The sequence below is a fragment of the Flavobacterium paronense genome (assembly GCF_030409795.1).
Classification (GTDB): Bacteria; Bacteroidota; Bacteroidia; order Flavobacteriales; family Flavobacteriaceae; genus Flavobacterium; species Flavobacterium paronense.
The window spans coordinates 1-23901 of the sequence record NZ_JAUFQN010000024.1 but is presented as its reverse complement, the minus strand read 5'-3'; the positions used below and the strand labels follow the sequence as shown (position 1 = coordinate 23901).

The 23901-nt window shown below is 32.5% G+C and carries 24 protein-coding genes and 9 pseudogenes; 13 read left to right on the top strand and 20 right to left on the bottom strand.

Annotated features, from left to right (window positions below; all coding sequences use genetic code 11):
- Positions 1-72: 72 nt before the first annotated feature.
- The 6 genes and pseudogenes from QWY90_RS16305 to QWY90_RS16275 form a co-directional block, all read right to left on the bottom strand.
- Complete coding sequence (locus QWY90_RS16305; protein ID WP_439108581.1) at positions 73-441, bottom strand: hypothetical protein; 369 nt, start codon at positions 439-441, stop codon at positions 73-75.
- A 239-nt stretch (positions 442-680) separates the two neighbouring features.
- Positions 681-1178, bottom strand: coding sequence for a Mur ligase family protein (locus QWY90_RS16295; protein ID WP_369281113.1), 498 nt, complete (start codon positions 1176-1178; stop codon positions 681-683).
- A gap of 53 nt (positions 1179-1231) precedes the next feature.
- The gene (locus tag QWY90_RS16290; protein WP_369281110.1) at positions 1232-1519 is read right to left on the bottom strand and encodes a hypothetical protein; all 288 of its coding nucleotides are present in this window, start codon (positions 1517-1519) and stop codon (positions 1232-1234) included.
- A gap of 531 nt (positions 1520-2050) precedes the next feature.
- A complete protein-coding gene (locus QWY90_RS16285; protein ID WP_369281112.1) occupies positions 2051-2359 on the bottom strand; it encodes a hypothetical protein in 309 nt (102 codons plus the stop codon).
- Positions 2320-2454 carry a hypothetical protein gene (locus tag QWY90_RS16280; protein WP_369281114.1) on the bottom strand — a complete coding sequence of 45 codons (135 nt, stop codon included), beginning with the start codon at positions 2452-2454 and terminating at the stop codon, positions 2320-2322. Before QWY90_RS16280 ends, QWY90_RS16285 begins: the two co-directional genes overlap by 40 nt.
- A gap of 3 nt (positions 2455-2457) precedes the next feature.
- A pseudogene (locus QWY90_RS16275) lies at positions 2458-2588 on the bottom strand (cyanophycin synthetase family protein); the annotation flags it as partial.
- 348 nt (positions 2589-2936) lie between these two features.
- Here QWY90_RS16275 and QWY90_RS15705 point away from each other — a divergent pair.
- Entirely contained in the window at positions 2937-4610 is a 1674-nt protein-coding gene (locus QWY90_RS15705) for a S8/S53 family peptidase (protein WP_290285871.1), read from the top strand.
- A 2-nt stretch (positions 4611-4612) separates the two neighbouring features.
- Here QWY90_RS15705 and QWY90_RS15700 read toward each other — a convergent pair whose 3' ends face one another.
- From QWY90_RS15700 to QWY90_RS15685, 4 genes and pseudogenes are all read right to left on the bottom strand, one after another.
- Entirely contained in the window at positions 4613-5458 is an 846-nt protein-coding gene (locus QWY90_RS15700; RefSeq protein WP_290285870.1) for an alpha/beta hydrolase, read from the bottom strand.
- Positions 5459-5490: 32 nt separating this feature from the next.
- Positions 5491-6270 (bottom strand): zinc ribbon domain-containing protein, encoded by a 780-nt coding sequence (locus QWY90_RS15695; RefSeq protein WP_290285869.1) that lies wholly within the window; start codon positions 6268-6270, stop codon positions 5491-5493.
- A gap of 3 nt (positions 6271-6273) precedes the next feature.
- Positions 6274-7364, bottom strand: a pseudogene (locus QWY90_RS15690) (Nif3-like dinuclear metal center hexameric protein).
- A complete protein-coding gene (locus tag QWY90_RS15685) occupies positions 7361-7717 on the bottom strand; it encodes a hypothetical protein (RefSeq protein ID WP_290287050.1) in 357 nt (118 codons plus the stop codon). The pseudogene QWY90_RS15690 and the gene QWY90_RS15685 overlap by 4 nt, the downstream one beginning before the upstream one ends.
- A gap of 271 nt (positions 7718-7988) precedes the next feature.
- Here QWY90_RS15685 and lpxK (QWY90_RS15680) point away from each other — a divergent pair.
- Positions 7989-9005 (top strand): annotated as a pseudogene (lpxK, locus tag QWY90_RS15680) (tetraacyldisaccharide 4'-kinase).
- Positions 8977-9789: pseudogene (locus tag QWY90_RS15675) on the top strand (purine-nucleoside phosphorylase). Before lpxK (QWY90_RS15680) ends, QWY90_RS15675 begins: the two co-directional pseudogenes overlap by 29 nt.
- A gap of 143 nt (positions 9790-9932) precedes the next feature.
- On the opposite strand, the gene QWY90_RS15670 reads toward QWY90_RS15675, so the two are convergent.
- The 5 genes from QWY90_RS15670 to QWY90_RS15650 form a co-directional block, all read right to left on the bottom strand.
- Positions 9933-10106 (bottom strand): response regulator, encoded by a 174-nt coding sequence (locus QWY90_RS15670; protein WP_290287049.1) that lies wholly within the window; start codon positions 10104-10106, stop codon positions 9933-9935.
- A gap of 151 nt (positions 10107-10257) precedes the next feature.
- A complete protein-coding gene (locus QWY90_RS15665) occupies positions 10258-10518 on the bottom strand; it encodes an ATP-binding protein (RefSeq protein WP_290287048.1) in 261 nt (86 codons plus the stop codon).
- A complete protein-coding gene (locus QWY90_RS15660; RefSeq protein ID WP_290287054.1) occupies positions 10515-10832 on the bottom strand; it encodes a sensor histidine kinase in 318 nt (105 codons plus the stop codon). Before QWY90_RS15660 ends, QWY90_RS15665 begins: the two co-directional genes overlap by 4 nt.
- A gap of 86 nt (positions 10833-10918) precedes the next feature.
- Positions 10919-11464, bottom strand: coding sequence for a hypothetical protein (locus QWY90_RS15655; protein ID WP_290287046.1), 546 nt, complete (start codon positions 11462-11464; stop codon positions 10919-10921).
- 92 nt (positions 11465-11556) lie between these two features.
- Positions 11557-11616, bottom strand: coding sequence for a hypothetical protein (locus QWY90_RS15650; RefSeq protein WP_290287053.1), 60 nt, complete (start codon positions 11614-11616; stop codon positions 11557-11559).
- A 417-nt stretch (positions 11617-12033) separates the two neighbouring features.
- Between QWY90_RS15650 and QWY90_RS15645 the strand changes: the two genes are divergently transcribed.
- The 5 genes from QWY90_RS15645 to QWY90_RS15625 all read left to right on the top strand — a co-directional run bounded on the left by QWY90_RS15645 (position 12034) and on the right by QWY90_RS15625 (position 14143).
- The gene (locus QWY90_RS15645) at positions 12034-12228 is read left to right on the top strand and encodes a hypothetical protein (RefSeq protein WP_290287045.1); all 195 of its coding nucleotides are present in this window, start codon (positions 12034-12036) and stop codon (positions 12226-12228) included.
- Positions 12225-12554, top strand: coding sequence for a tetratricopeptide repeat protein (locus tag QWY90_RS15640; RefSeq protein ID WP_290287044.1), 330 nt, complete (start codon positions 12225-12227; stop codon positions 12552-12554). Before QWY90_RS15645 ends, QWY90_RS15640 begins: the two co-directional genes overlap by 4 nt.
- Positions 12555-12816: 262 nt before the next feature.
- Positions 12817-12984, top strand: coding sequence for a hypothetical protein (locus QWY90_RS15635; protein WP_290287042.1), 168 nt, complete (start codon positions 12817-12819; stop codon positions 12982-12984).
- Positions 12978-13592: a histidine kinase dimerization/phospho-acceptor domain-containing protein gene (locus QWY90_RS15630; protein WP_336622175.1), complete on the top strand. Its 615-nt coding sequence runs from the start codon at positions 12978-12980 to the stop codon at positions 13590-13592. The genes QWY90_RS15635 and QWY90_RS15630 overlap by 7 nt, the downstream gene beginning before the upstream one ends.
- A 35-nt stretch (positions 13593-13627) precedes the next feature.
- The gene (locus QWY90_RS15625) at positions 13628-14143 is read left to right on the top strand and encodes an ATP-binding response regulator (protein WP_290287041.1); all 516 of its coding nucleotides are present in this window, start codon (positions 13628-13630) and stop codon (positions 14141-14143) included.
- Here the strand turns inward: QWY90_RS15625 and QWY90_RS15620 are convergent.
- Both QWY90_RS15620 and lpxK (QWY90_RS15615) read right to left on the bottom strand, forming a co-directional pair.
- A pseudogene (locus QWY90_RS15620) lies at positions 14140-14953 on the bottom strand (purine-nucleoside phosphorylase). The gene QWY90_RS15625 and the pseudogene QWY90_RS15620 sit on opposite strands and share 4 nt — an antisense overlap.
- Positions 14925-15941 (bottom strand): annotated as a pseudogene (gene lpxK / locus QWY90_RS15615) (tetraacyldisaccharide 4'-kinase). The pseudogenes QWY90_RS15620 and lpxK (QWY90_RS15615) overlap by 29 nt, the downstream one beginning before the upstream one ends.
- 622 nt (positions 15942-16563) lie before the next feature.
- Here lpxK (QWY90_RS15615) and QWY90_RS15610 point away from each other — a divergent pair.
- The 4 genes and pseudogenes from QWY90_RS15610 to QWY90_RS15595 all read left to right on the top strand — a co-directional run bounded on the left by QWY90_RS15610 (position 16564) and on the right by QWY90_RS15595 (position 19242).
- A pseudogene (locus QWY90_RS15610) lies at positions 16564-17655 on the top strand (Nif3-like dinuclear metal center hexameric protein).
- Between the two features lie 3 nt (positions 17656-17658).
- A pseudogene (locus QWY90_RS15605) lies at positions 17659-18443 on the top strand (zinc ribbon domain-containing protein).
- A gap of 32 nt (positions 18444-18475) precedes the next feature.
- The gene (locus QWY90_RS15600; protein ID WP_290287040.1) at positions 18476-18643 is read left to right on the top strand and encodes a hypothetical protein; all 168 of its coding nucleotides are present in this window, start codon (positions 18476-18478) and stop codon (positions 18641-18643) included.
- Entirely contained in the window at positions 18619-19242 is a 624-nt protein-coding gene (locus tag QWY90_RS15595) for an alpha/beta fold hydrolase (RefSeq protein WP_290287039.1), read from the top strand. The genes QWY90_RS15600 and QWY90_RS15595 overlap by 25 nt, the downstream gene beginning before the upstream one ends.
- 79 nt (positions 19243-19321) lie before the next feature.
- Here QWY90_RS15595 and QWY90_RS15590 read toward each other — a convergent pair whose 3' ends face one another.
- Genes QWY90_RS15590 through QWY90_RS15580 form a run of 3 tightly spaced genes read right to left on the bottom strand, consistent with a single transcriptional unit; the run spans position 19322 to position 20992 of the window.
- Entirely contained in the window at positions 19322-19678 is a 357-nt protein-coding gene (locus tag QWY90_RS15590) for a T9SS type A sorting domain-containing protein (RefSeq protein WP_290287014.1), read from the bottom strand.
- A 43-nt stretch (positions 19679-19721) separates the two neighbouring features.
- The gene (locus QWY90_RS15585; RefSeq protein ID WP_290287051.1) at positions 19722-20042 is read right to left on the bottom strand and encodes a S8 family serine peptidase; all 321 of its coding nucleotides are present in this window, start codon (positions 20040-20042) and stop codon (positions 19722-19724) included.
- Between the two features lie 29 nt (positions 20043-20071).
- Positions 20072-20992 (bottom strand): S8/S53 family peptidase, encoded by a 921-nt coding sequence (locus QWY90_RS15580; protein ID WP_290287038.1) that lies wholly within the window; start codon positions 20990-20992, stop codon positions 20072-20074.
- A gap of 255 nt (positions 20993-21247) precedes the next feature.
- On the opposite strand from QWY90_RS15580, the pseudogene cphA reads away from it, so the two are divergent.
- Positions 21248-23862 (top strand): annotated as a pseudogene (gene cphA / locus QWY90_RS15575) (cyanophycin synthetase).
- Positions 23863-23901: the final 39 nt, after the last annotated feature.

Genomic DNA, 23901 nt, shown 5'->3' with positions numbered 1-23901 from the left:
TAGTAGTTTTCTCATCTATTAAAAAGATAAAATCCCAAACTGTTGTGGTTTGGGATTTTTAGTATTTATTATTTAAGCTTCACTTTCTTTATCCAAATATTCTTGAACAATTTCAATAGCATTGGTCACAACATCACTTAATGCTGTAATGAAACTTCCTTCTTCGGCATTATCGATAGCATGTTTAATAGCTTCAACTTCTTTTTTGATTATCTCTGTAGTAACTGTTTTACCTGATTCGGCAATACCTTCCATAATGAGTCCGATGATTTCTTCTTCCGTTCTACCGCGCAAATGTTTTTCTTGTCGAATGATAATATGATCAAACATACGAGCCGCAATATTGGCACATTCCTTAATGTCTTCGTCACGACGGTCACCAACACCAGCAATAATTCCAATTTTTTTGGTGGCTTCAACACTTTGTAAAAAGTCTTCAATACCTTTATACCCAGCAGGATTGTGAGCAAATCAATTAATACTTTGAATTTTTTAAACTCAAAAATATTCATTCTTCCAGGTGTTTGTGCAGCACTTGGAATAAATGTTTGTAATGATAAACTAATGTCATCCGTTTTAAATCCTTGTAAATAACTTGCTAAAGTGGCAGCTAGAACATTGGCAATCATGAATTTGGCTTTTCCACCATAGTTACGGAACGTGAGTAGCTCTTTCGACTCTCATTTTCCATTCTCCTTTTTTGATGGTAATAAATCCATTTCATAAACAGCTACAATCTTTCCTTCTTTAGAAAACTGTTTTACAATTGGATTATTTTCATCCATACTAAAATAGGCAACATTGCAACTTAATTCGTTTGCGATTTTTAAACATTGCTCATCTTCAGCATTCAAAATGGCCCAACCATCTTTCTTAACACTTTTGACAACCGTACTTTTTACTCGAGCCAAATCATCTAAAGTGTGAATATCGCTCAAGCCCAAATGGTCTTCCTGAATATTAGTAATAATAGCAATATCGCATCGGCTAAAGCCAAGTCCGGAACGAAGAATTCCGCCGCGAGCGGTTTCCAAAACAGCAAATTCGACCGTTGGATCTTTCAAAATATATTCAGCAGAAACGGGTCCGGTAGTATCTCCTTTTTCCATCATATGGTTTTGAACATAAATTCCATCCGATGTGGTGAAACCAACTTTATAACCATTATTTTTTACAATATGTGCTAAAAGTCTTGTCGTAGTAGTCTTTCCATTGGTTCCAGTAACTGCAATTATTGGAATTCGACTCGGTTTCCCAGGAGGATAAGCATGTCAATAACTGGTGCAGCAACGTTTCTTGGCAGTCCTTCTGATGGTGCTAAGTGCATTCGGAATCCTGGTGCAGCATTAACTTCAAGAATACAACCTCCATTTTCTTTCAAAGGTTGGGTTAGGTTTTCAGCCATGATATCCACACCACAAATATCTAAACCAATGACACGCGAAATTCTTTCGCAAAGGAAGATGTTTTCAGGGTGCATCATATCGGTAACATCTATAGAAGTTCCGCCAGTACTCAAGTTTGCAGTTGATTTTAGGTATACAGTTTCATCTTTTTTAGGACGGTTTCTAAAGTGTAATTTAATTTTTCTAATAAATCGGTGGTATCTCTATCAACGTCAATTTGGGTTAACACATTTTCATGTCCGTAACCACGACGTGGATCTTTATTGGTTTCGTCAATTAATTGTTGGATGGTATTTTTTCCGTCACCTTTGACATGTGCTGGTTCTCTTTTGGCAGCAGCTACTAATTTATTATCAATAACTAAAACCCTGAAATCATAGCCCGTAATAAATTTTTCAACGATAACGCGATGGCTATATTTTTTGGCATAAGCTAAACCTTCTACTGCATCTTCTCTATTTTTTACGTTGATAGAAGCTCCTTTTCCGTGATTTCCATCTAAAGTTTTAAAACAATTGGGTAGCCAATTTTTCTGATAACTTCATCTAAATCTTCTTCGTCAACACAAATTCCTCCATTGGCAACCGGAATTGAAGCGGCATCGAGCATTTTTTTAGTTTGTTCTTTATTACAAGCAATATCCACTATGCTATGCTACTTGTTTTGCAGGTAATTGTAGCTTGAAAACGCATTTGATTGATACCATAACCTAATTGTACTAATGAATTTGTTCCTAATCGTATCCAAGGAATATCTCTTGCAACAGCTTCTTCAACAATACTTCCTGTAGAAGGTCCAAGACGAACACGCTCTCTAATTTCACGCATTTTTTGAATATCAGCTTCAAGATCATAATCAGTTCCGGCAATTAAAGCTTCTGCAATAGCAACGGCACTTTCGGCTGCAAACATTCCTACATTTTCTTCAGTGTAACTAAAAACAACGTTGTATATTCCTGGAGTTTTGGTTTCGCGAGTTCTTCCAAACCAGTTTCCCTTCCGGCCAAGGTTTGAATTTCTAAAGCAATATGTTCAATTACATGACCCATCCATGTGCCTCGCTCAATACGGGAAAGAAACCGCCGCGTGTACCTTCGGAGCAACGATGTTCAATCATAGTTGGAAACATAGCTTCTATTCTTTCACGAAAACCTTCAATTTTATTGGTTGGAAATTGTTCCATTTCTTCCAAATCAAGGCGCATTTGGATTAATTTTTTACGTTGAACACTCCAAATATTTGGACCACGAAGTGCTTGTATTTTATCTATTTTCATGATTAAGAATAATTAGTAAAAGTATTTAGTAATGATTTTGTTAAAAATAGGAAATTTTTATTGTTGGGATGTATTTTTTTTGAAGAAATGGCAAAAAAATAAAAGGGTATTATATTTTTTAAAGTTTCAGAATCTCAAAATGTTATGTTTTAGATAAAAAAATGTTTTGTGAAGTTGAATTAAGATAAAGTAACTGAAAAGATTCTTATATTGCACTACAATCTTTTGATGTTTAACTTATTGATTCTTTAAGCTTTGAAAAAAAATCTACTTTATCTATTTATAATTATTGTATCAACTTCTTTTGCTCAGCAACGAAAAGGGCAACTTTATTTGACCTCAGATTCTAAGCACGATTTGTTTGTTTCTTTTGGTTTAAACGTTCCACTTTATTCAACGTCTTTTTTTCAAGAACTTAAAGAAAGTAATCCTGATTTTAAAGTACTTGTTGAAGAGTATGGGATTGAGTTTCAAAAAGGCATTACGATTTCGGAGAACACATTAAATACTATGGAAGAAAATGCCAAGCAGCTCCATGGAAATTATGACGCCGTTAGAAAGCTTCGGAATATATTTAAAATCAAAATTGAAAATCCTACTAACTCACGTCTTTTGGAAGTTGGTATGGCTCTTGAAAAATTGGATGTTGTTGAATACTGTTGTTTGACTTCTCTTCAACCCATAAAACCACCCGTTGATATTGCGCCGACTACAGCAAATTATGAAGCTAATCAAGGTTATATTCAATCAAATCCTGGAGTAAATATGCAATATGCGTGGAATTTAGGTTTGAATGGACAAAATATAAAATTGAGAGATGTTGAATATGGTTTTAATAAAAACCATGAGGAATTAGCTGATGCTAATGCCAGTTTAGCTAGTGGAATGACCATTTCTACAAGCGCTACTGAAGCCTATACGGAGCATGGAACAGGCGTTTTTGGAATTTTGTATGCTGATAAAGGAAGTTATGGTATTTCAGGTTTAGCTTATGGTGCTCAAGAATTAATCTTATTTCCCGAATGGCAGCAATCCGGCTATGATAGAATTAATGCGGTTTCTCAATGTATTAATAATTCTACTAGTGGTAATGTTATTGTTTATGAAATGCAAACCACCGCATTTACTTCTACTGATTATGTAATGGCAGAATACAATCAAGTTATTTGGGATTTAACCAAAGCAGCAACTGATTCTGGTATTACTATAGTTGCAGCTGCAGGCAATGGTTCGGTTAATTTAGATTCATCAACCTTTGCAAGTTATATGGCAAGAGGTGATAGCGGTGCCATAATTGTTGGTGCTGGTACTTCAACAGTAAATCATGATAAACTTTCTTTTAGTACTTATGGTTCAAGAGTTGATTTACAAGCTTGGGGAGAAAATGTACAAACAATAGGTAAATTAGGAAATTTTTACACCTTGATAGGGAATGATTTTAATCAAAGTTATGTAACATTTAACGGAACAAGTTCAGCTACACCAATTGTAGCCTCATGTGCAGCAATATTACAATCCTATTATTTTAGTTTAAGAAATGCCTATTTGAGTCCTCAGCAATTAAAAAATATAATGCAAGAAACTGGAATTGCTCAAGGAACAGGTGTGTCTGGAAATATAGGACCTATTCCTAATATGCAAGCAGCCATTCAAAGAGTTTTCAATGAATCTTTGGGCGTTAAGGGAGAAGAAAAATTTCAATTTCATATTTATCCAAATCCAATAGCGAATCAGTTTACTATAATGTCAAGTGATTTGATTTCTACTGATGCTGTTATTGAAATTTATACAAGTTTAGGACAATTGGTTTATACTTCTAATTTACCAATTGATAAGATTATTGATGCATCTCAATTATCAAGTGGATTGTACTTTGTTAAAGTTTCTGAAATGGGGAAAAGTTTTATTCAAAAAATTATTAAAAACTAATTCTAGTTTTGGGTAATAAAATCAACTATTTTAAGGTATAATTCTCCGTCATGCATGCTGTGTCCTAATCCAGTTGTTTCTATATAGATGGTGTTTTCCCAAGTGCTGGCATATTTCCGACCTTCATCTATTAGTACTACTTTATCCTCTTTATCATGTGCGATAAAAGCTTTTTGGGTAAAGTTTTTGGCAAATTTGTGACCCGAAAAATCATCGATATGAATGTTGAATTTTTCGTGGTAATAATTCTCTAATTGCATTTTAATTCTGTTGTTTAAACTCAGAAGTTTAATGAAGTTGTCACTCAAAATTTTAAAATCGGAAGGCGCTCCAAGTAGAACTATTTTTTCAATTTCTGTATTTTGATATTTGTTCAGATAATAAGCAATAGCAGCGCCACCAATAGAATGACCAATGATAATTTTAGGTTGGTATTTTTGGATTAAAACATGAAGGTATTCTGCGTATTTTGGTGCGTTGAATTCTTTACCATCACTTAATCCATGAGCTGGTGCGTCAATAGCAATAATGGTTTTACCTAAAGGTTTTAAATAAAGTAATAATTTTTTCCAACGAGAAGCATTGCTTTCCCATCCATGAACCAATAGTATTATTTCGTCGTTGCCATGCCAAATGTAGGTTTGAAACTTTTCATTTTGGCATTCAAAGGTTTCATAAGTTACGTTCTGTAATGTTTTTGGCATTTTCTCTTTTTTGATTCTGCCTTTTCTGGGTTGACTAAAAAGTTCGTATGCTTTGTTTTTAGCTACTTCCAAATTGACATAGCTCAATACGTTGAGATATATCCCAACTGATTTAGTGATAATAAAGAATTGAATTTTCTTCATAAAAAAATCCCGAATAAATCGGGATTAGTATATTATAGGTGAGCAAATAATTTTTGCATTTTTTCTCTTTCTTCTTCTGCTAAAGAAGCATCTACTAAGATTCTTCCTGAATGTTCATCGGTGATGATTTTCTTTCTAGCAGCAATTTCTACTTGTGTTTGTGGTGGAATCGTAAAGAATGAACCAGCCGAAGCACCACGTTCAATGGATACAACTGCTAAACCATTACGAACACTTGAACGAATTCTTTTGTAAGCTGCTAATAATCTTTCTTCGATTAGCGCTTCATATTCAGCTGATTTCTCGGTTAAGAAGGCTTCCTCTTTTTGAGTTTCTGCCATGATATCACTCAATTCAGCTTTCTTATGTTTTAAGTGAGTTGATTTTTGATCTAATTTTTCTTTAGAATTTGAAATCACTTCCTTTTTATGATCTATAGAAGCTTTTAATTCTTTAATTTGTTTTTCAGCTAATTGAATTTCTAATTCTTGAAATTCTACTTCTTTTGTCAAAGAATTGAATTCTCTATTGTTACGAACTTCTTTTTGTTGAGCCGTATATTTTTTTATGGCTGCCTGATGATCGTCAATATTGTTTTTCTTAGTTTTGATTTGCTCTTCTATAGTAACCAAATCACTTTTTAATTTATCTAAACGAGTGCTTAAACCAGTAACTTCATCCTCTAAATCTTCCACTTCCAAAGGCAATTCGCCTCGTACATTTCTGATTTCATCAATTCTTGTATCTATGATTTGAAGGTCATAAATAGCTCTTAATTTGTCTTCAACATTTAGTTCTTTTGTAGTCGCCATATTTTATAAGTACTTAACTGGATTTGTATTTTCTTCCGAAAAAATGATTGCAAAATTAGGGATTTTTTTCTTAAAAATCAACAATATAATTTTTTGTAAATCTTTCACTTTCAAAGTGCCCAATATCGGCCAAAACCAATTGATTTTCAGCTTCATAAAAGTTGTGATACTTCAAATCAGAAGTCAGGAAAACATCAGCATTTGCCTGAATTGCAATCTTAATAGCAAAACTTCCTGAACCGCCAAGCACAGCAACTTTTTGAATTGGTTTTCCTCGCAATATACTGTGCCGAATTCCGCCACATTGCATTTTGTCTTTTACAAACGCAAAAAAATGGTCTTCGTTCATTGGTTTTTCTAGTTCGCCAATCATTCCCAAACCAATGTTTTGGTGTGTATTTTGCAAATCATAAATCTCATACGCCACTTCTTCGTATACATGATTTTTAAAAAGTGCTTTTAGTATATTGGATTGTAATTGTTTTTCAAAAGTGACTTCGATTTTAATTTCAGGTGTTTCAACAAATTCGAATCGTTCTCCAAGTTGAGGATTGCTGTCTTCGTTTCCCATATAAGTCCCAATACCTTTTGAATTAAAACTACAATCTTCATAATTGCCAATCTTTCCGGCACCGGCATCAAATAAGGCATTGCGCAATTCTTCTACGTTTTCGGGATGGTATAGGTAATTAGTTTTTGAATAAAGTTCTGTTTGGGAATTAAAATCTTTGTGTTAATCAAACCCAACGCATCTGAAAAAATCTTATTAACACCGTTTTTATGATTGTCTAAAGCTGTATGAACTGCATAAATGGCAATATCATTTTTGATGGCTTTAAGAACTGAACGCTCTACATAATTTTTACCCGTAATTTTTTTTATACCTGAGAAAATGATTGGATGAAAGCAAACAACCAAATTACATTTTTTGGTAATGGCTTCCTCTATAACAGTTTCCAAAGCATCGTGACAAACCAGAATTCCTGTAGCATCGTTTTCCTGATTTCCAACAAGCAAACCAACGTTATCAAAATCTTCGGCATAAGCCAAAGGCGCCATTTCTTCTAAATTGATAGTATTTCTTTTATTTTCATGTTGCCCATTGATTTAAATAGTCTTTAATTACCCAAATACCGTTTACTTTTTCAAGTAGCAAAAAACTACCGCTGTTGTGCTCAATGTTTCTGTAAAAAGCAATTTTAACTAAAGCAAAATTATTGTTATCAAAATATATTGGTTTGTTTATAATCAGTAAACGTTGGTTGTTTAGACCTTCTCGATCAGAAACAGTTTTAAATTCTTCAAAAGATAAACACGCATTAACTTTGCTTTTCAAATATTGATTTTGATTGTCAAATAACAGGTTGTAAGCTACAGACCAATCTTCATCAATGCCAACAATAATTTCTTTTTTGATTTCGGCAGCGTTTTTTTTTGAGTAAATCACTTTGGGATATTACTTCCAAAACTTCTTCGTTATTTGGTGCTTTTTTGCAATAAAAATTAAGCAATTGTAATCTTCCTTTGGCAATAACTTTTTCGGTTTTATAATATTTGGTAAAAATTATTTTTAGAATAGCAGCATTGTCATTTTCCTGAGAAAATGCTGCTGATGAAATAAGAAAAAAAATCAAAAATTTTTTAGACACTGTTTTTTCATTGCGTATTGTAATCAGAATAATTTTTATTCAAAGATAAAAAATCGTTACTTTCGTAGTATGAATTTGTTGCGAAAATTACTCTTTCCTTTTGCCATATTGTATGGTTTTATAACTTTTTTAAGAAATTATCTTTATGATAAAGGTATACTAAAATCGTATTCAGTTGATATTCCTGTTATTGCTGTTGGGAATTTAAATTTTGGTGGTACTGGAAAAACACCTCAAATTGAGTATTTAATTCGGCTACTTTCGCCTAATTATAAAGTGGCAACCTTAAGTCGTGGTTAAAAGAAAGTCAGAAGGATTTATTTTGGCTGATGCCAATGCTAATGCGGAAACTCTGGGTGATGAACCTTTTCAGTATTTTAAAAAATTTCCAACTATTCAGGTTGCTGTTGATGCTGACAGACGCAACGGAATCGAACAATTGTTAAAACAAAACAAAGCCAGAAATCATTTTGTTAGATGATGCATTTCAACATCGCAAAGTAAAAGCAGGTTTTTATATACTCTTGACGGCTTATGACGATTTGTTTTGCGATGATTATATATTGCCAACAGGCAATCTTCGCGAAAGCAGAAACGGAGCTAAAAGAGCGAATTTAATCATTGTAACTAAATGCCCGGCAAACAGTACAGAACTTCAACAAGAAAACATCAAAAAGAAATTAGGAATTGATTTACCAATTTTTTTTAGCTGTGTTTCTTATGACGATAAAGTCTATAATGAAGAAACAACTTTAGCAGTTAGTGAAGTTAAATTAATATACAAAAATTTTACTTGCCGGAATTGCAAAACCAAGACCTTTTTTCGAATTTTTACAAGCTGATACTGATGAAATTATGACATTTTCTGACCATCATCATTTTAGTGAGAGCGAAATTTTATCCATTAAAAGTAGAGCCATTGATAAAATCATCGTTACAACTGAAAAAGATTTTGTACGTTTGGATGCTAAAATTTTAAGAAAGCAATTATTTTATTTACCAATAAAAAGTCAATTTTTGAGTAATCAAGAGACTTTTGATCAAACTATTTTAAACTATGTGGGAACTTGTACAAGAAACCGTTAATTATATTAAAAATAAAACCAATTTCACGCCTGAATATGGTGTTATTTTAGGATCTGGATTAGGAAGTTTTACTGACGATATCACTATTGAATTTACATTACCATACAACGAAATTCCAAATTTTCCTGTGTCAACTGTTCAAGGACATAAAGGAGCTTTGTTTTTGGAACTATTGGCGATAAAAAAGTGATGGCAATGCAAGGGCGCTTTCATTTTATGAAGGTTACGACATGAAGCAAGTAACTTTTCCGGTTCGTGTGATGAAATATCTTGGAGTTACTAAATTAGTTGTTTCCAATGCTTCTGGTGGGGTAAATTCTGATTATGAAGTAGGTTCAGTTGTGATTATTAAAGATCATATTAATTTTTTCCCAGAGCATCCGTTACGAGGGAAAAATGACGAGCGTTTTGGCCCTAGATTTTTGAATATGAATGAAGCTTATAATAAAGCTATGATTCAAAAAGCCAAAGTAATAGCAGTTGAAAATAATATTACAGTTCATGATGGTGTTTACCTTGGTTTGCAAGGTCCAACGTTTGAAACTTTTGCTGAATACAAATGGTAAAAATTCTTGGTGCTGATTGTGTTGGAATGTCTACAGTTCCTGAAGTAATTGTAGCTCGACACATGGGAATCGAATGTTTTGGATTGTCTGTAGTTACAGATATGGGAGATGTTGAAGCAAGTATGGAAGAAGTGAGCCACGATGAAGTTCTAAAAGCAGCAGCAAAAGCGGAACCTCAAGTTAGAAAGTTAATCAAAGAATTAATTCTACAGTTCTAACTCAAATTCAAGGCAATAATTCTGTAGAAATTTTCGGGTTCAAAAGGTTTGGTGATGACATCGGTCATGCCAAAAGATAATATTTCTCTTCTCTATTTTCATTTAGAGAAATAGCCGTTAACGCAATGATTGGCTTTTTTATATCAAACTCTCTTATTTTTTTGTGTTGCAATAGTGCCATTTATGCCTGGTAAATGAACATCCATTAATACTAAATCGAAATTATTTTCTTTGCTCAATAATTCAACAGCATCTTCACCATTGTCAATAATTTGACATATAACCTCCTTTTTCTCCAGCATCTTTTTAGTTACCATTTGGTTGATTTTATTATCTTCTACAACAAAATATTTTTACCTATTAATATATCATCCGAGTACATTTTTGGTTTTTCAGTGATAACTTCTTTGGTTCCTTTAAATAGATTTAATTCGAAATCAAATGTTGTCCCAACACCAACTTGGCTTTCTAAATTGATTTCTCTCCAAGTAAATCTACTATTTTTTTAACAATGGTTAAACCTAAACCTGTTCCGCCATATTTTCTGTTTATTTCAATTGAACCTTGCGAAAAACTCTCAAAAATAGTTTCCTGTTTATCTTCGGGTATCCCAATTCCAGTATCACTTACTGCAAAATTTATTCTTGAAAAATCATCCCCTGTTTCGATTAATTTAGCCATCACTTTAACTTCCCCATTTTTAGTAAATTTGAGTGCGTTATTAATCAAATTGATAAATTTTGAGAGAGTTTGGTTGGGTCGCCAAGAACTATTTCGGGGATATTTTCATCAATTTCTAAAGTGAATTTATTGTTGTTATTTGAAGCAATTTCAGTCATTGAATTTTGAATATCCAGCAGCAATTGTTTGATGTTAAAATTGATATATTCAATTTCAATGTTGCTTGATTCAATTCGGTTAATTTCTAAGATTTCATTAATAAACGTCAATAAGTAATTGCCTGAAAATTTTAACGAATTTAAATAATGCAATTGATTTGGTTTTGGGTGGTCTTCAAGCAACAAATGTGTAATTCCATTGATTGCATTTAATGGAGTTCTTAATTCATGACTTACAGTTGAAAGGAATTCTGCTCTAGCTTTAGATGCTTTTTCAGCATTATCTTTTGCTATTTGTAATTCAAAATTTTCTCTTTTAAGATATTGTTTGATTGGCTTCTGATAATATTATTTTTATATAATGACAAACTCAAAAGCGACAAAATGGTAATCAGAGCAATAGCTAAAATACTAATAAGCTTAGCAAATTTATTAGTCTTTTGTTGAGCTTCATATTCTTTTGTCATTTGCTCAATGGCCTTCATTCGTTCACTTTCTTTGAAACTTACATAATCATTAACATTTAATTTTTTATTGTACAGATGGGAAAGACTGTCTTTTAATTCTATGTGTGCTTTAAGATAGATGTACGATTTTTTTAAGTCAAGAAGTTTCTCGTAAGACATACTTAAATCTAATAATATCTTAGCTTTTTGATCTAAATTTTTATCTTTTGTACTTAAGGTTAACGCTCTATTAAGATAGTTAACGCTTAAATTGTAATGGTTTAATTTTTCTTCAATCGTTCCTAATTGGTATAAAGCTTCGGCTTTGGTTTTAAATAAATCTTTACTATCGTCTTTTGAAATGATTTCATTAAATAACTTGGAAGCCATTCTGTCTTTCCGTTATTTTTATATAAAATACCTTTTTGTAATTCATAAAGGGAGAAGCATCGATTTTCAAAACTTTATAAACGGATTCTGCTTTATATCAAACTATCTTCAGCTTTGTCAAATTCTTCCAAACTCATATAACAAAGGCCCATATTGTAGTAACACAAGGCATAATCGGTTGATGGCAAAGTTGATTGTATAATTCGGCACTATTGGTGAAAGACTCCAGAGCATCATTCATTTTTTTTAACTCAAAATACGTTAAGCCAAGCGAAATAAGGCATCTGCCTTTCCTTTAATTTTATTATTAAGTTTGGGCGTAATTAAAAGCTTTCTGAGAAAAAGCTAATGAAGATTTATAGTTGTTTGTCTTTTTATTGAAGTTGGCCAGTTGTATGTAATAAGCAGTACTATCAATTTTTTTTATTGACATTCTTTGCCCAAAAAGACAATAGGAAATAACAGGAAAATCAAAATCCATTTCATTTAGCTTGGCCAATAAAAATTAGGGAGGCTAAATGTAGGAAATTATTTTCCTGTTATTTCCTATTGTCTTTTTTGGGCAAAGAATGTCAATAAAAAAAATTGATAGTACTGCTTATTACATACAACTGGCCAACTTCAATAAAAAGACAAACAACTATAAATCTTCATTAGCTTTTTCTCAGAAAGCTTTTAATTACGCCAAACTTAATAATAAAATTAAAGGAAAGGCAGATGCCTTATTTTCGCTTGGCTTAACGTATTTTGAGTTAAAAAAATGAATGATGCTCTGGAGTCTTTCACCAATAGTGCCGAATTATACAATCAACTTTTGCCATCAACCGATTATGCCTTGTGTTACTACAATATGGGCCTTTGTTATATGAGTTTGGAAGAATTTGACAAAGCTGAAGATAGTTTTGATAAAGCAGAATCCGTTTATAAAGTTTTGAAAATCGATGCTTCTCCCTTTATGAATTTACAAAAAGGTATTTTATATAAAAATAACGGAAAGACAGAATTGGCTTCCAAGTTATTTAATGAAATCATTTCAAAAGACGATAGTAAAGATTTATTTAAAACCAAAGCCGAAGCTTTTACCAATTAGGAACGATTGAAGAAAAATTAAACCATTACAATTTAAGCGTTAACTATCTTAATAGAGCGTTAACCTTAAGTACAAAAGATAAAAATTTAGATCAAAAAGCTAAGATATTATTAGATTTAAGTATGTCTTACGAGAAACTTCTTGACTTAAAAAATCGTACATCTATCTTAAAGCACACATAGAATTAAAAGACAGTCTTTCCCATCTGTACAATAAAAAATTAAATGTTAATGATTATGTAAGTTTCAAAGAAAGTGAACGAATGAAGGCCATTGAGCAAATGACAAAAGAATATGAAGCTCAACAAAAGACTAATAAATTTGCTAAGCTTATTAGTATTTTAGCTATTGCTCTGATTACCATTTTGTCGCTTTTGAGTTTGTCATTATATAAAAATAATATTATCAGAAGCCATCAAACAATATCTTAAAAGAGAAAAATTTTGAATTACAAATAGCAAAAGATAATGCTGAAAAAGCATCTAAAGCTAGAGCAGAATTCCTTTCAACTGTAAGTCATGAATTAAGAACTCCATTAAATGCAATCAATGGAATTACACATTTGTTGCTTGAAGACAACCCAAAACCAAATCAATTGCATTATTTAAATTCGTTAAAATTTTCAGGCAATTACTTATTGACGTTTATTAATGAAATCTTAGAAATTAACCGAATTGAATCAAGCAACATTGAAATTGAATATATCAATTTTAACATCAAACAATTGCTGCTGGATATTCAAAATTCAATGACTGAAATTGCTTCAAATAACAACAATAAATTCACTTTAGAAATTGATGAAAATATCCCCGAAATAGTTCTTGGCGACCCAACCAAACTCTCTCAAATATTTATCAATTTGATTAATAACGCACTCAAATTTACTAAAAATGGGGAAGTTAAAGTGATGGCTAAATTAATCGAAACAGGGGATGATTTTTCAAGAATAAATTTTGCAGTAAGTGATACTGGAATTGGGATACCCGAAGATAAACAGGAAACTATTTTGAGAGTTTTTCGCAAGGTTCAATTGAAATAAACAGAAAATATGGCGGAACAGGTTTAGGTTAACCATTGTTAAAAAAAATAGTAGATTTACTTGGAGGAGAAATCAATTTAGAAAGCCAAGTTGGTGTTGGGACAACATTTGATTTCGAATTAAATCTATTTAAAGGAACCAAAGAAGTTATCACTGAAAAACCAAAAATGTACTCGGATGATATATTAATAGGTAAAAATATTTTGGTTGTAGAAGATAATAAAATCAACCAAATGGTAACTAAAAAGATGCTGGAGAAAAAGGAGGTTATATGTCAAATTATTGACAATGGTGAAGATGCTGTTGAATTATTGAGCAAAGAAAATAATTTCGATTTAGTATTAATGGATGTTCATTTACCAGGCATAAATGGCACTATTGCAACACAAAAAATAAGAGAGTTTGATATAAAAAAGCCAATCATTGCGTTAACGGCTATTTCTCTAAATGAAAATAGAGAAATGCTATTATCTTTTGGCATGACCGATGTCATCACCAAACCTTTTGAACCCGAAAATTTCTACAGAATTATTGCCTTGAATTTGAGTTAGAACTGTAGAATTAATTCTTTGATTAACTTTCTAACTTGAGGTTCCGCTTTTGCTGCTGCTTTTAGAACTTCATCGTGGCTCACTTCTTCCATACTTGCTTCAACATCTCCCATATCTGTAACTACAGACAATCCAAAACATTCGATTCCCATGTGTCGAGCTACAATTACTTCAGGAACTGTAGACATTCCAACACAATCAGCACCAAGAATTTTTACCATTTTGTATTCAGCAAAAGTTTCAAACGTTGGACCTTGCAAACCAAGGTAAACACCATCATGAACTGTAATATTATTTTCAACTGCTATTACTTTGGCTTTTTGAATCATAGCTTTATTATAAGCTTCATTCATATTCAAAAATCTAGGGCCAAAACGCTCGTCATTTTTCCCTCGTAACGGATGCTCTGGGAAAAAATTAATATGATCTTTAATAATCACAACTGAACCTACTTCATAATCAGAATTTACCCCACCAGAAGCATTGGAAACAACTAATTTAGTAACTCCAAGATATTTCATCACACGAACCGGAAAAGTTACTTGCTTCATGTCGTAACCTTCATAAAAATGAAAGCGCCCTTGCATTGCCATCACTTTTTTATCGCCAATAGTTCCAAAAACCAAAGCTCCTTTATGTCCTTGAACAGTTGACACAGGAAAATTTGGAATTTCGTTGTATGGTAATGTAAATTCAATAGTGATATCGTCAGTAAAACTTCCTAATCCAGATCCTAAAATAACACCATATTCAGGCGTGAAATTGGTTTTATTTTTATATATTAACGGTTTCTTGTACAAGTTCCCACATAGTTTAAAATAGTTTGATCAAAAGTCTCTTGATTACTCAAAAATTGACTTTTTATTGGTAAATAAAATAATTGCTTTCTTAAAATTTTAGCATCCAAACGTACAAAATCTTTTTCAGTTGTAACGATGATTTTATCAATGGCTCTACTTTTAATGGATAAAATTTCGCTCTCACTAAAATGATGATGGTCAGAAAATGTCATAATTTCATCAGTATCAGCTTGTAAAAATTCGAAAAAAGGTCTTGGTTTTGCAATTCCGGCAAGTAAAATTTTTGTATTAATTTAACTTCACTAACTGCTAAAGTTGTTTCTTCATTATAGACTTTATCGTCATAAGAAACACAGCTAAAAAAAATTGGTAAATCAATTCCTAATTTCTTTTTGATGTTTTCTTGTTGAAGTTCTGTACTGTTTGCCGGGCATTTAGTTACAATGATTAAATTCGCTCTTTTAGCTCCGTTTCTGCTTTCGCGAAGATTGCCTGTTGGCAATATATAATCATCGCAAAACAAATCGTCATAAGCCGTCAAGAGTATATAAAACCTGCTTTTACTTTGCGATGTTGAAATGCATCATCTAACAAAATGATTTCTGGCTTTGTTTTTTGTTTTAACAATTGTTCGATTCCGTTGCGTCTGTCAGCATCAACAGCAACCTGAATAGTTGGAAATTTTTTAAAATACTGAAAAGGTTCATCACCCAGAGTTTCCGCATTAGCATTGGCATCAGCCAAAATAAATCCTTCTGACTTTCTTTTATAACCACGACTTAAGGTTGCCACTTTATAATTAGGCGAAAGTAGCCGAATTAAATACTCAATTTGAGGTGTTTTTCCAGTACCACCAAAATTTAAATTCCCAACAGCAATAACAGGAATATCAACTGAATACGATTTTAGTATACCTTTATCATAAAGATAATTTCTAAAAAAGTTATAAAACCATACAATATGGCAAAAGGAAAGAGTAATTTTCGCAACAAATTCATACTACGAAAGTAACGATTTTTTATCTTTGAATAAAAATTATTCTGATTACAATACGCAATGAAAAAACAGTGTCTAAAAATATTTTTGATTTTTTTTCTTATTTTCATCAGCAGCATTTTCTCAGGAAAATGACAATGCTGCTATTCTAAAAATAATTTTTACCAAATATTATAAAACCGAAAAAGTTATTGCCAAAGGAAGATTACAATTGCTTAATTTTTATTGCAAAAAAGCACCAAATAACGAAGAAGTTTTGGAAGTAATATCCCAAAGTGATTTACTCAAAAAAAACGCTGCCGAAATCAAAAAGAAATTATTGTTGGCATTGATGAAGATTGGTCTGTAGCTTACAACCTGTTATTTGACAATCAAAATCAATATTTGAAAAGCAAAGTTAATGCGTGTTTATCTTTTGAAGAATTTAAAACTGTTTCTGATCGAGAAGGTCTAAACAACCAACGTTTACTGATTATAAACAAACCAATATATTTTGATAACAATAATTTTGCTTTAGTTAAAATTGCTTTTTACAGAAACATTGAGCACAACAGCGGTAGTTTTTTGCTACTTGAAAAAGTAAACGGTATTTGGGTAATTAGACTATTTAAATCAATGGGCAACATGAAAATAAAAGAAATACTATCAATTTTAGAAGAAATGGCGCCTTTGGCTTATGCCGAAGATTTTGATAACGTTGGTTTGCTTGTTGGAAATCAGGAAAACGATGCTACAGGAATTCTGGTTTGTCACGATGCTTTGGAAACTGTTATAGAGGAAGCCATTACCAAAAATGTAATTTGGTTGTTTGCTTTCATCCAATCATTTTCTCAGGTATAAAAAAAATTACGGGTAAAAATTATGTAGAGCGTTCAGTTCTTAAAGCCATCAAAATGATATTGCCATTTATGCAGTTCATACAGCTTTAGACAATCATAAAAACGGTGTTAATAAGATTTTTTCAGATGCGTTGGGTTTGATTAACACAAAGATTTTAATTCCCAAACAGAACTTTATTCAAAAACTAATTACCTATACCATTCCCGAAAACGTAGAAGAATTGCGCAATGCCTTATTTGATGCCGGTGCCGGAAAGATTGGCAATTATGAAGATTGTAGTTTTAATTCAAAAGGTATTGGGACTTATATGGGAAACGAAGACAGCAATCCTCAACTTGGAGAACGATTCGAATTTGTTGAAACACCTGAAATTAAAATCGAAGTCACTTTTGAAAAACAATTACAATCCAATATACTAAAAGCACTTTTTAAAAATCATGTATACGAAGAAGTGGCGTATGAGATTTATGATTTGCAAAATACACACCAAAACATTGGTTTGGGAATGATTGGCGAACTAGAAAAACCAATGAACGAAGACCATTTTTTTGCGTTTGTAAAAGACAAAATGCAATGTGGCGGAATTCGGCACAGTATATTGCGAGGAAAACCAATTCAAAAAGTTGCTGTGCTTGGCGGTTCAGGAAGTTTTGCTATTAAGATTGCAATTCAGGCAAATGCTGATGTTTTCCTGACTTCTGATTTGAAGTATCACAACTTTTATGAAGCTGAAAATCAATTGGTTTTGGCCGATATTGGGCACTTTGAAAGTGAAAGATTTACAAAAAATTATATTGTTGATTTTCTTAAGAAAAAATCCCTAATTTTGCAATCATTTTTTCGGAAGAAAATACAAATCCAGTTAAGTACTTATAAAATATGGCGACTACAAAAGAACTAAATGTTGAAGACAAATTAAGAGCTATTTATGACCTTCAAATCATAGATACAAGAATTGATGAAATCAGAAATGTACGAGGCGAATTGCCTTTGGAAGTGGAAGATTTAGAGGATGAAGTTACTGGTTTAAGCACTCGTTTAGATAAATTAAAAAGTGATTTGGTTACTATAGAAGAGCAAATCAAAACTAAGAAAAACAATATTGACGATCATCAGGCAGCCATAAAAAAATATACGGCTCACAAAAAGAAGTTCGTAACAATAGAGAATTCAATTCTTTGACAAAAGAAGTAGAATTTCAAGAATTAGAAATTCATTAGCTGAAAAACAAATTAAAGAATTAAAAGCTTCTATAGATCATAAAAAGAGTGATTTCAAGATTAGATCAAATCAAATGAAATTACAAACACTGATAAAAAAACAGTTAAAACATAAGAAGCTGAATTGAGTGATATCATGGCAGAAACTCAAAAGAGGAAGCCTTCTTAACCGAGAAATCAGCTGAATATGAAGCGCTAATCGAAGAAAGATTATTAGCAGCTTACAAAAGAATTCGTTCAAGTGTTCGTAATGGTTTAGCAGTTGTATCCATTGAACGTGGTGCTTCGGCTGGTTCATTCTTTACGATTCCACCACAAACACAAGTAGAAATTGCTGCTAGAAAGAAAATCATCACCGATGAACATTCAGGAAGAATCTTAGTAGATGCTTCTTTAGCAGAAGAAGAAAGAGAAAAAATGCAAAAATTATTTGCTCACCTATAATATACTAATCCCGATTTATTCGGGATTTTTTTATGAAGAAAATTCAATTCTTTATTATCACTAAATCAGTTGGGATATATCTCAACGTATTGAGCTATGTCAATTTGGAAGTAGCTAAAAACAAAGCATACGAACTTTTTAGTCAACCCAGAAAAGGCAGAATCAAAAAAGAGAAATGCCAAAAACATTACAGAACGTAACTTATGAAACCTTTGAATGCCAAAATGAAAAGTTTCAAACCTACATTTGGCATGGCAACGACGAAATAATACTATTGGTTCATGGATGGGAAAGCAATGCTTCTCGTTGGAAAAAATTATTACTTTATTTAAAACCTTTAGGTAAAACCATTATTGCTATTGACGCACCAGCTCATGGATTAAGTGATGGTAAAGAATTCAACGCACCAAAATACGCAGAATACCTTCATGTTTTAATCCAAAAATACCAACCTAAAATTATCATTGGTCATTCTATTGGTGGCGCTGCTATTGCTTATTATCTGAACAAATATCAAAATACAGAAATTGAAAAAATAGTTCTACTTGGAGCGCCTTCCGATTTTAAAATTTTGAGTGACAACTTCATTAAACTTCTGAGTTTAAACAACAGAATTAAAATGCAATTAGAGAATTATTACCACGAAAAATTCAACATTCATATCGATGATTTTTCGGGTCACAAATTTGCCAAAAACTTTACCCAAAAAGCTTTTATCGCACATGATAAAGAGGATAAAGTAGTACTAATAGATGAAGGTCGGAAATATGCCAGCACTTGGGAAACACCATCTATATAGAAACAACTGGATTAGGACACAGCATGCATGACGGAGAATTATACCTTAAAATAGTTGATTTTATTACCCAAAACTAGAATTAGTTTTTAATAATTTTTTGAATAAAACTTTTCCCCATTTCAGAAACTTTAACAAAGTACAATCCACTTGATAATTGAGATGCATCAATAATCTTATCAATTGGTAAATTAGAAGTATAAACCAATTGTCCTAAACTTGTATAAATTTCAATAACAGCATCAGTAGAAATCAAATCACTTGACATTATAGTAAACTGATTCGCTATTGGATTTGGATAAATATGAAATTGAAATTTTTCTTCTCCCTTAACGCCCAAAGATTCATTGAAAACTCTTTGAATGGCTGCTTGCATATTAGGAATAGGTCCTATATTTCCAGACACACCTGTTCCTTGAGCAATTCCAGTTTCTTGCATTATATTTTTTAATTGCTGAGGAATACTCTATCTAATAGGATTTCTAAATAATGGATTGTAATATTGCTGCACATGAGGCTACAATTGGTGTAGCTGAACTTGTTCCGTTAAATGTTACATAACTTTGATTAAAATCATTCCCTATCAAGGTGTAAAAATTTCCTAATTTACCTATTGTTTGTACATTTTCTCCCCAAGCTTGTAAATCAACTCTTGAACCATAAGTACTAAAAGAAAGTTTATCATGATTTACTGTTGAAGTACCAGCACCAACAATTATGGCACCGCTATCACCTCTTGCCATATAACTTGCAAAGGTTGATGAATCTAAATTAACCGAACCATTGCCTGCAGCTGCAACTATAGTAATACCAGAATCAGTTGCTGCTTTGGTTAAATCCCAATAACTTGATTGTATTCTGCCATTACATAATCAGTAGAAGTAAATGCGGTGGTTTGCATTTCATAAACAATAACATTACCACTAGTAGAATTATTAATACATTGAGAAACCGCATTAATTCTATCATAGCCGGATTGCTGCCATTCGGGAAATAAGATTAATTCTTGAGCACCATAAGCTAAACCTGAAATACCATAACTTCCTTTATCAGCATACAAAATTCCAAAAACGCCTGTTCCATGCTCCGTATAGGCTTCAGTAGCGCTTGTAGAAATGGTCATTCCACTAGCTAAACTGGCATTAGCATCAGCTAATTCCTCATGGTTTTTATTAAAACCATATTCAACATCTCTCAATTTTATATTTTGTCCATTCAAACCTAAATTCCACGCATATTGCATATTTACTCCAGGATTTGATTGAATATAACCTTGATTAGCTTCATAATTTGCTGTAGTCGGCGCAATATCAACGGGTGGTTTTATGGGTTGAAGAGAAGTCAAACAACAGTATTCAACAACATCCAATTTTTCAAGAGCCATACCAACTTCCAAAAGACGTGAGTTAGTAGGATTTTCAATTTTGATTTTAAATATATTCCGAAGCTTTCTAACGGCGTCATAATTTCCATGGAGCTGCTTGGCATTTTCTTCCATAGTATTTAATGTGTTCTCCGAAATCGTAATGCCTTTTTGAAACTCAATCCCATACTCTTCAACAAGTACTTTAAAATCAGGATTACTTTCTTTAAGTTCTTGAAAAAAAGACGTTGAATAAAGTGGAACGTTTAAACCAAAAGAAACAAACAAATCGTGCTTAGAATCTGAGGTCAAATAAAGTTGCCCTTTTCGTTGCTGAGCAAAAGAAGTTGATACAATAATTATAAATAGATAAAGTAGATTTTTTTTCAAAGCTTAAAGAATCAATAAGTTAAACATCAAAAGATTGTAGTGCAATATAAGAATCTTTTCAGTTACTTTATCTTAATTCAACTTCACAAAACATTTTTTTATCTAAAACATAACATTTTGAGATTCTGAAACTTTAAAAAATTATAATACCCTTTTTATTTTTTGCCATTTCTTCAAAAAAATACATCCCAACAATAAAAATTTCCTATTTTTAACAAAATCATTACTAAATACTTTTACTAATTATTCTTAATCATGAAAATAGATAAAATACAAGCACTTCGTGGTCCAAATATTTGGAGTGTTCAACGTAAAAAATTAATCCAAATGCGCCTTGATTTGGAAGAAATGGAACAATTTCCAACCAATAAAATTGAAGGTTTTCGTGAAAGAATAGAAGCTATGTTTCCAACTATGATTGAACATCGTTGCTCCGAAGGTACACGCGGCGGTTTCTTTTCCCGTATTGAGCGAGGCACATGGATGGGTCATGTAATTGAACATATTGCTTTAGAAATTCAAACCTTGGCCGGAATGGAAACTGGTTTTGGAAGAACTCGCGAAACCAAAACTCCAGGAATATACAACGTTGTTTTTAGTTACACTGAAGAAAATGTAGGAATGTTTGCAGCCGAAAGTGCCGTTGCTATTGCAGAAGCTTTAATTGCCGGAACTGATTATGATCTTGAAGCTGATATTCAAAAAATGCGTGAAATTAGAGAGCGTGTTCGTCTTGGACCTTCTACAGGAAGTATTGTTGAAGAAGCTGTTGCAAGAGATATTCCTTGGATACGATTAGGAACAAATTCATTAGTACAATTAGGTTATGGTATCAATCAAATGCGTTTTCAAGCTACAATTACCTGCAAAACAAGTAGCATAGCTGTGGATATTGCTTGTAATAAAGAACAAACTAAAAAAATGCTCGATGCCGCTTCAATTCCGGTTGCCAATGGAGGAATTTGTGTTGACGAAGAAGATTTAGATGAAGTTATCAGAAAAATTGGCTACCCAATTGTTTTAAAACCTTTAGATGGAAATCACGGAAAAGGAGCTTCTATCAACGTAAAAAATAGAGAAGATGCAGTAGAAGGTTTAGCTTATGCCAAAAAATATAGCCATCGCGTTATCGTTGAAAAATTTATTACGGGCTATGATTTCAGGGTTTTAGTTATTGATAATAAATTAGTAGCTGCTGCCAAAAGAGAACCAGCACATGTCAAAGGTGACGGAAAAATACCATCCAACAATTAATTGACGAAACCAATAAAGATCCACGTCGTGGTTACGGACATGAAAATGTGTTAACCCAAATTGACGTTGATAGAGATACCACCGATTTATTAGAAAAATTAAATTACACTTTAGAAACCGTTCCTAAAAAAGATGAAACTGTATACCTAAAATCAACTGCAAACTTGAGTACTGGCGGAACTTCTATAGATGTTACCGATATGATGCACCCTGAAAACATCTTCCTTTGCGAAAGAATTTCGCGTGTCATTGGTTTAGATATTTGTGGTGTGGATATCATGGCTGAAACCTAACCCAACCTTTGAAAGAAAATGGAGGTTGTATTCTTGAAGTTAATGCTGCACCAGGATTCCGAATGCACTTAGCACCATCAGAGGACTGCCAAGAAACGTTGCTGCACCAGTTATTGACATGCTTTATCCTCCTGGGAAACCGAGTCGAATTCCAATAATTGCAGTTACTGGAACCAATGGAAAGACTACTACGACAAGACTTTTAGCACATATTGTAAAAAATAATGGTTATAAAGTTGGTTTCACCACATCGGATGGAATTTATGTTCAAAACCATATGATGGAAAAAGGAGATACTACCGGACCCGTTTCTGCTGAATATATTTTGAAAGATCCAACGGTCGAATTTGCTGTTTTGGAAACCGCTCGCGGCGGAATTCTTCGTTCCGGACTTGGCTTTAGCCGATGCGATATTGCTATTATTACTAATATTCAGGAAGACCATTTGGGCTTGAGCGATATTCACACTTTAGATGATTTGGCTCGAGTAAAAAGTACGGTTGTCAAAAGTGTTAAGAAAGATGGTTGGGCCATTTTGAATGCTGAAGATGAGCAATGTTTAAAAATCGCAAACGAATTAAGTTGCAATGTTGCCTATTTTAGTATGGATGAAAATAATCCAATTGTAAAACAGTTTTCTAAAGAAGGAAAGATTGTAGCTGTTTATGAAAATGGATTTATTACCATCAAAAAAGGAGAATGGAAAATGAGAGTCGAAAGAGCTACTCACGTTCCGTTAACTATGGGTGGAAAAGCCAAATTCATGATTGCCAATGTTCTAGCTGCCACTTTAGCAAGTTATTTACAAGGATTTAAAACGGATGACATTAGTTTATCATTACAAACATTTATTCCAAGTGCTGCACAAACACCTGGAAGAATGAATATTTTTGAGTTTAAAAAATTCAAAGTATTAATTGATTTTGCTCACAATCCTGCTGGGTATAAAGGTATTGAAGACTTTTACAAAGTGTTGAAGCCACCAAAAAAATTGGAATTATTGCTGGTGTTGGTGACCGTCGTGACGAAGACATTAAGGAATGTGCCAATATTGCGGCTCGTATGTTTGATCATATTATCATTCGACAAGAAAAACATTTGCGCGGTAGAACGGAAGAAGAAATCATCGGACTCATTATGGAAGGTATTGCCGAATCAGGTAAAACAGTTACTACAGAGATAATCAAAAAAGAAGTTGAAGCTATTAAACATGCTATCGATAATGCCGAAGAAGGAAGTTTCATTACAGCATTAAGTGATGTTGTGACCAATGCTATTGAAATTGTTCAAGAATATTTGGATAAGAAAGTGAAGCTTAAATAATAAATACTAAAATCCCAACCACAACAGTTTGGGATTTTT

Bases quoted from the DNA above. Each gene is read 5' to 3' on its own strand.
- QWY90_RS15670 (WP_290287049.1), bottom strand. From the start codon at position 10,106: ATGGTAACTAAAAAGATGCTGGAGAAAAAGGAGGTTATATGTCAAATT.
- QWY90_RS15600 (WP_290287040.1), top strand. From the start codon at position 18,476: ATGAAGAAAATTCAATTCTTTATTATCACTAAATCAGTTGGGATATAT.
- QWY90_RS15590 (WP_290287014.1), bottom strand. From the start codon at position 19,678: ATGCAAGAAACTGGAATTGCTCAAGGAACAGGTGTGTCTGGAAATATA.
- QWY90_RS15635 (WP_290287042.1), top strand. From the start codon at position 12,817: ATGAAGGCCATTGAGCAAATGACAAAAGAATATGAAGCTCAACAAAAG.
- QWY90_RS15655 (WP_290287046.1), bottom strand. From the start codon at position 11,464: ATGGCTTCCAAGTTATTTAATGAAATCATTTCAAAAGACGATAGTAAA.
- QWY90_RS16280 (WP_369281114.1), bottom strand. From the start codon at position 2,454: ATGGGTCATGTAATTGAACATATTGCTTTAGAAATTCAAACCTTGGCC.
- QWY90_RS15595 (WP_290287039.1), top strand. From the start codon at position 18,619: ATGCCAAAAACATTACAGAACGTAACTTATGAAACCTTTGAATGCCAA.
- QWY90_RS15645 (WP_290287045.1), top strand. From the start codon at position 12,034: ATGTCAATAAAAAAAATTGATAGTACTGCTTATTACATACAACTGGCC.
- QWY90_RS15700 (WP_290285870.1), bottom strand. From the start codon at position 5,458: ATGAAGAAAATTCAATTCTTTATTATCACTAAATCAGTTGGGATATAT.
- QWY90_RS15695 (WP_290285869.1), bottom strand. From the start codon at position 6,270: ATGGCGACTACAAAAGAACTAAATGTTGAAGACAAATTAAGAGCTATT.
- QWY90_RS15640 (WP_290287044.1), top strand. From the start codon at position 12,225: ATGAATGATGCTCTGGAGTCTTTCACCAATAGTGCCGAATTATACAAT.